5 protein-coding genes are annotated in these 6,597 nt (G+C 39.3%); all 5 read left to right on the top strand.

Annotated features, from left to right (window positions below; all coding sequences use genetic code 11):
- Positions 1-186: 186 nt before the first annotated feature.
- The 5 genes from ilvB to AB1397_03215 all read left to right on the top strand — a co-directional run bounded on the left by ilvB (position 187) and on the right by AB1397_03215 (position 6,508).
- On the top strand, positions 187-1,863 hold the full coding sequence (ilvB, locus tag AB1397_03235) for a biosynthetic-type acetolactate synthase large subunit (GenBank protein ID MEW6482005.1): 1,677 nt from the start codon (positions 187-189) through the stop codon (positions 1,861-1,863).
- A gap of 60 nt (positions 1,864-1,923) precedes the next feature.
- Complete coding sequence (locus AB1397_03230) at positions 1,924-2,649, top strand: PASTA domain-containing protein (GenBank protein MEW6482004.1); 726 nt, start codon at positions 1,924-1,926, stop codon at positions 2,647-2,649.
- 43 nt (positions 2,650-2,692) lie between these two features.
- On the top strand, positions 2,693-4,186 hold the full coding sequence (locus AB1397_03225; GenBank protein MEW6482003.1) for a GAF domain-containing protein: 1,494 nt from the start codon (positions 2,693-2,695) through the stop codon (positions 4,184-4,186).
- A 15-nt stretch (positions 4,187-4,201) separates the two neighbouring features.
- Positions 4,202-5,407: a type IV pilus twitching motility protein PilT gene (locus tag AB1397_03220; protein MEW6482002.1), complete on the top strand. Its 1,206-nt coding sequence runs from the start codon at positions 4,202-4,204 to the stop codon at positions 5,405-5,407.
- An 87-nt stretch (positions 5,408-5,494) separates the two neighbouring features.
- Positions 5,495-6,508, top strand: a complete 1,014-nt coding sequence (locus tag AB1397_03215) for a SpoIID/LytB domain-containing protein (GenBank protein MEW6482001.1) — start codon at positions 5,495-5,497, stop codon at positions 6,506-6,508.
- Positions 6,509-6,597 lie beyond the last annotated feature (89 nt).

Raw genomic sequence — 6,597 nt, 5'->3', positions numbered from 1 at the left:
ATAAAATTTTTTCCCTTTTAATTCAAAATTCAACATTCAAAATTCATAATTTTATAAAGTTTTCCTTAAGATTATCTAAACACATACATTTTGTAAAGCGTTATGGAATTAACTATAAATGAATTTTTCTTGCAAACCTCTATATTAGATTGGTAAAATAAAAATGAAACTTTATATCTTAAACTTATGCTATTGAAAACAGGGGCTGAAATATTGATTGAAGCATTAAAGGAAGAGGGGACGAGAGTTATCTTTGGCTATCAAGGAGGAGCTGTGCTTCCTATTTTTGATGTCTTTTATAAAACACCCGAGATAAAGGTTGTCCTTGTTCGGCATGAGCAAGCAGCCGCACATGCCGCAGATGGATATGCCAGGTCAACCGGAAGGGTAGGGGTTTGCATTGCCACCTCAGGACCTGGGGCAACCAACCTGGTTACCGGGATTGCCACAGCATATATGGATTCAATCCCAATCGTTGCTCTGACAGGTCAGGTTCCTACCTCAATGATTGGAAACGATGCCTTTCAGGAGGCAGATATTGTTGGAATAACCAGGCCTATTACAAAGCAAAATTATCTGGTAAAAAATACCGCCGACCTATACGGCATTGTAAAGGAGGCATTCTATCTGGCAAGAAGTGGAAGGCCTGGCCCTATTCTTATTGATATTCCAAAAGATGTCTCAACCAATAAGGCAGTTTATAAGCCGATTAAAGAGGTATCTTTAAGGAGCTATAACCCAACCTACAAAGGCCATCCTGGGCAAATAAAAAAGGCAGCCGAGCTAATCCAAAAATCCAAAAAGCCAGTGGTTTATTCGGGTGGTGGCGTTATCTCAAGCAATGCGGGAGAGGAATTAAGGGAATTTGTTGAGAAGACAGGAATTCCCATAACCAGCACCTTAATGGGGCTAGGGGCATTCCCGGGAGAGCACCCTTTATTTTTAGGGATGCTTGGGATGCATGGGACAAAGTATGCAAATAGTGCTATACTTGAGGCAGATTTAATCATTGCAATTGGCGCAAGGTTTGATGACAGAATAACGGGAAAAATGGATGAATTTGCAAGAAATGCTAGTGTAATCCATATTGATATAGATCCAGCCGAGATAAGCAAGAATATCCCGGCAAATATCCCGATTGTGGGTGATTGTAAGGCAATATTGGCTGAGCTTAACAAAATAGTAAAGCCACCCGAGATTTGTGAATGGGTAAAGCAGATAGCCGAATGGAAGGAAAAATATCCCTTAACCTACAAAGATAATGAGGAGCTTAAGCCACAATATGTGATTGAGAGGCTTTATAAACTAACCAAGGGAGAGGCAATCATTACCACTGAGGTTGGTCAGAATCAGATGTGGGCTGCCCAATACTATAAATTCAAAAAACCAAGGCAATTTTTGTCATCGGGTGGTCTAGGAACAATGGGTTATGGGTTTCCGGCAGCAATTGGTGCAGCAATGGGAAATCCAGGACAAATTGTATTTGATATTGCCGGCGATGGCTCTATACAAATGAATATTCAGGAATTGGCAACCTGTGTTCAGGAGAAATTGCCGGTTAAGGTTGCTATATTGAATAACCAATATCTTGGAATGGTCAGGCAATGGCAGGAGCTATTTTATGAGAAGAGGTATTCCCATACAGACATTGCAATTGCACCAGATTTTGTAAAGCTTGCTTTAGCTTATGGTGCGCTTGGAATAAGGATTAATAAAAAAGAGGAGGTAGATTCTGCCATTAAACAAGCGATTAAATTCAAAGGCCCTGTCTTGATTGATTTTAGGATTGCAAGATATGAAAATGTATTTCCCATGGTTCCAGCTGGTGCAGGGCTTTCTCAGATGATCGATGGGATTGCGTAAGTTAAGATTTAAGAATTTTTGCCCTGAATTGTTTTCAATCTTAAATTACTAATTGGATTTATGAAACAAATTCTAAAAGGGCTTATCTTTTTCTTTTCCTTTCTCTTGGTAGCAATATTATTTGCCGGCCTTACAATTTTTATTTTGGAGAGAAAAGAAGTCTTAATCGATGTTCCTGATTTAAAGGGAAAGGATATAATTTCAACCAGGGGGATATTGGGGAAGAATAAGTTAAGGATTATAGAGGAAAGCTCATACCACAATACAATTCCAAAGGATTATGTAATTAGCCAGGAGCCAGAACCAGGGGAGAAGATAAGAAAGGGAGAAAAGATAAAGGTGGTAATAAGCCTTGGAATGCCAAATGTTTCTATTCCAAGGCTCATTGGGAAAGACCTCTATTCTGCCAAGATAATCCTTTCAAGAATTGGTCTTGCATTAGGGAATATCACATATATCAGCTCAGAAAAACCAAAGGATATAGTTTTAGGATTTAGTGCTGAAAAGGAGGGGATAAAAGAGGGGGATAGGGTGAACCTTCTTGTCTCAGCAGGAAAAAAACAGGCTTCTTTTCTTATGCCAAACCTTTGTGGTCTTTGCCTTGATGTTGCAAGCTCTACAATAAAAGAATATAATCTTGTATTAGGAGATATCCTATTAGAGCCAGGAACAGAGGCCATTGTTTTAAAGCAAAGCCCAATTTCTGGGATGAGGGTAGATGAAGGAACAAAGGTAGATATTACATTGGGAATATCAGAAGAGTTAGCTAATCAGGGGAGGCAATAAAATTCTTTACAATTTTAAATAAAGAAGTTAAAATAATGATAAGATGGACAAAAGGATAGATGCATTAAATAAAATAAGCTCCTTAATGGTTCTTTTTGCTCCTCTGGATGAGGTCCTTGAGAAGATAATGAGCCTTACCTTAGAAATAACAGAAACAGATGCAGGAAGCCTTCTTTTGAAGGAAGGGGATGAACTTATTTTTAAGGTAGCAAAGGGAGAAAAGGCTGAGGAGGTAAAGAGATTTAGGGTAAAGATGGGCACGGGCATAGTAGGCTATGTGGCAGAAACAAAGCAAAGTATAGTTGTGCCTGATGTAAACAAGGACGAGAGGTTTTATAAAAAGATAGCCGAGGATATAAACTATAAGACTTACAATATTATGGCAACCCCCATTATCCTTGATGATAACCTTCTTGGTGTTATTGAGGTTATCAACAAGCTTGAAAAGGAGCCATTTACCAAAGATGACCTTGAGCTTTTAGAGACAATTTCCCACTCTACCGCCCTTTTACTTGAAAACCACAGGCTTAAGGAGGAATTAAACTATAAGGCAAAGGCTTTAAGGATATTGGTTGATGTTGGGCTTGTTCTTAATGCCTGTCATAATATAAGGGAATTGCTTAACCTTTCAATGAGAATGGCAACCAAGGCAATGAATGCCGAGGTATCATCTTTAATGCTGATTGATGAAATAACCAATGAGCTTGTCTTTGAGGTTATCGAGGGAGAAAAGGGTCAGAAGATAAGGGAGATAAGGCTTGCACCAGGAGAGGGCATTGCCGGTTGGGTTGCACAAAATAACAAGCCATTGGTTATAAAAGATGTAAGCAAAGACGAAAGGTTTGCCTCCCACATTGACCAGGCAAGTGGATTTAAGACAAAATCCATTATAGCCGCACCTTTAAAGGGAAAGACAAAGACAATTGGGGTAATCGAGGCGATAAATAAAATAGATAAACCTTGCTTTGATGAGAGCGAAATAGAATTTTTTACCCTCCTAGCAAATCAGATAGCATTAGCCATTGAAAATGCAAGGCTTTATTCATATATATTTGGAGGGGAGCCGGTAAAAGAAGAGGCTCCTTCTGGAGAGGAAGCTCCGAAAAGGCTCATTGGCCAGGTGCTTAAGGATTTTAATCTCATAAGCGAAGAGCACCTTCAAAAGGCTTTGCATCTTCAAAAATACCTTCCGGTAAGGAAAAAGGTGGGAGAGGTATTGGTTGAAGATTTAGGTGTTTTAACCGAAGATGCCCTAAATTGTGCCCTTTCCCATCAATTAGACATCCCATATGTCACCCTTACGCTAAGAATGATCGACAAAGAGGCTGCATCCTTACTTCCCCTTGATTTTATGAGGAAATATTTTGTCCTTCCCATTATGAAATTTGAAAATGAGCTTTCTGTTGTGATGGCAGATCCCCTTGACCTTAATTGTATAATGGAGATGGAAAAGATAACAAATTGTGAGATAAAGCCATCATTGGGTGCAAAAAGAAATATCGTTGATATGATTGAGGGATTGTTTGGAAAGGAATAAAATTTAGGATTTAAGATGTACGAAATATCCGACCTTTTAATCATATGCAAGGAAAGGGGGGCATCCGATATCCACCTTTCCTCGGGTGCATATCCCCTTTTAAGGATCCACGGTGCACTTACACCCGTAGATAATGAAATATATACCAAAGATAGGGTTCATGAAATGATTTATGAGATTCTAACCGATGAAAGAAAGGCGCAATTTGAAGAAAAGCATGAGATAGACTTTGCCATTGAACTAGCTGAGATTGGAAGATTCAGGGTTAATGCATTCTATCAAAGAAGGGGGGAGGGTGCAGCATTTAGAATTATTCCTACAAAGATAAAAAGCATTGAGGAATTGGGTTTGCCTCCGGTTTGCGGAAGTCTTGCCCGTTCCAAAAAGGGGCTTATTTTGGTTACCGGGCCAACCGGAAGTGGAAAATCAACCACCCTCGCCTCAATGGTTGATATTATTAACTCTGAAAGGGAAGACCATATCTTAACCATTGAAGACCCAATTGAGTTTGTCCATGAGAATAAGAAATGCCTGGTTAATCAAAGGGAGGTTGGTCCACATACAAATTCCTTTGCCATTGCCTTAAGGAGTGCATTAAGGGAAGACCCTGATGTTATCCTGGTTGGTGAAATGAGAGACTTAGAAACAATCCAGATGGCATTAACCGCCGCAGAGACAGGACATGTTGTCTTTGCAACCTTACATACAAATTCAGCACCCCAGACAATTGACAGAATTGTTGATGTATTTCCACCCCACCAGCAACAGCAAATAAGGACACAGCTTTCAGAGGCTCTGGTTGCGGTTATTTCCCAGACCCTTATTCCCACAATAGATGGCAAAGGTCGGGTGGTTGCCTGTGAGATTATGGTGGCAACACCTGCGATAAGGAATCTTATAAGGGAGGGAAAGACCCATCAGATGCCCTCAATAATCCAGACAGGAGCAAAGGATGGGATGCAATCAATGGACCAATGCTTAAAGATGCTAGTAATGAAAAACAAGATAACAAAGGAGGATGCATATCTTAGGGCAGTTGATAAAGCAAGCTTTGGAATGGCACCCCCTTCTCCTACTTTAAGTAGACCAATGGAACAGCCTCCACCTCAAAGGCCAGCGCCAAGCCCGACTCCTGGTGTAGCCCCATTCTCTTCTCTCCAAAAACCATCAATCAATATACCTGGTATGCCCCCATCTTCTTCTGCTCAAAGACCTATCTAAAAATTGAAAATTGCAAATTTAAAATTTACAATTTTTTTTCTTCTATTATTCCTAAAACCCTCCTTTTGTTTTGAGATAAGGGTTTGTGTGGCAAAGGAAAAGAATCTTCTTGTTTCTTCCTCTGGATACTATGAAATAACCAGCCCTGATGGAAAAATTATAAGGAGATATGAGACCCCTCTTTCTTTAGAAGCAAATCATCGTCTTATAAAAATAGAAGGCTACGGCATTTTTCAGCCACCTATAATAATTGAGCCAATAAATTCACATATCATAATTGGAAAAAGAAGGTATCGGGGAGATATTGAAATAAATATAAATCAGGGGAATCTGCTTGCTATCAACATCATTGATATTGAAAATTACCTCTATGGCGTGATCAAGATGGAGATAAACCCAAAATGGCCTTTTGAGACAGTAAAGGCTCAGGCTGTTATTGCCAGGACATTTGTCTATAGAAACCTTGGAAAGCATAGGAAAGAAGGCTTTGACCTGTGCAATTCTGTTCATTGCCAGGTCTATGCTGGAATAAATGCTGAGGATGAAAGGGCGATCTCTGCTGTAGATGAGACAAAGGGAGAGTTTCTTTATTATGGAGATAGCCTTGCCTATGTTTATTATCATTCAGTTTGCGGGGGAAGGACAGGAAATTCGGCTTACACCTGGGAGGGAGGAAAATATATCCCCTATCTTTCTGGTGTGGTCTGTCCATATTGTTCTAAGGCACCAGATTACCATTGGAAGGCAAAGATTAAATCAATAGAAATAGAAAAAAGGCTTAGTCTTAGAAAGATTTATTCAATAAGCAAATACCCCGAAAATGGAAGGTGTGAGAAGATAATCATAAAGCATTCAAGGGGAAATTACCAAATGCTAGGTTCTAAATTTAGAAAGGCAATGGGAGAAAATCTTATAAGAAGCACATTGTTTGATATAGAGCAAACAAAAGATTCTTTTGTCTTTACTGGAAAAGGATATGGACATGGTGTAGGTCTATGCCAATGGGGAGCAAAGGAAATGGGAAAGCTTGGTTTTACATACTATGAGATACTTTCTTTCTATTTTCCAGGTTGTGAGATAAAGAGGGTTTCTGAGGAATAAGCTTTTATAGTATCTTCCATCACTTAGTGCAAAAATAGATAGGGTGTGTTTAGCTGTTTAAAAATTCATCCACCTTTTAAGAAATTTTG

This window comes from bacterium (assembly GCA_040756715.1).
In the GTDB taxonomy this organism is placed as follows: domain Bacteria; phylum UBA9089; class UBA9088; order UBA9088; family UBA9088; genus JBFLYE01.
The sequence above is the reverse complement of the archived record's forward strand: the minus strand, read 5'-3'. Positions and strand labels throughout refer to the sequence as shown.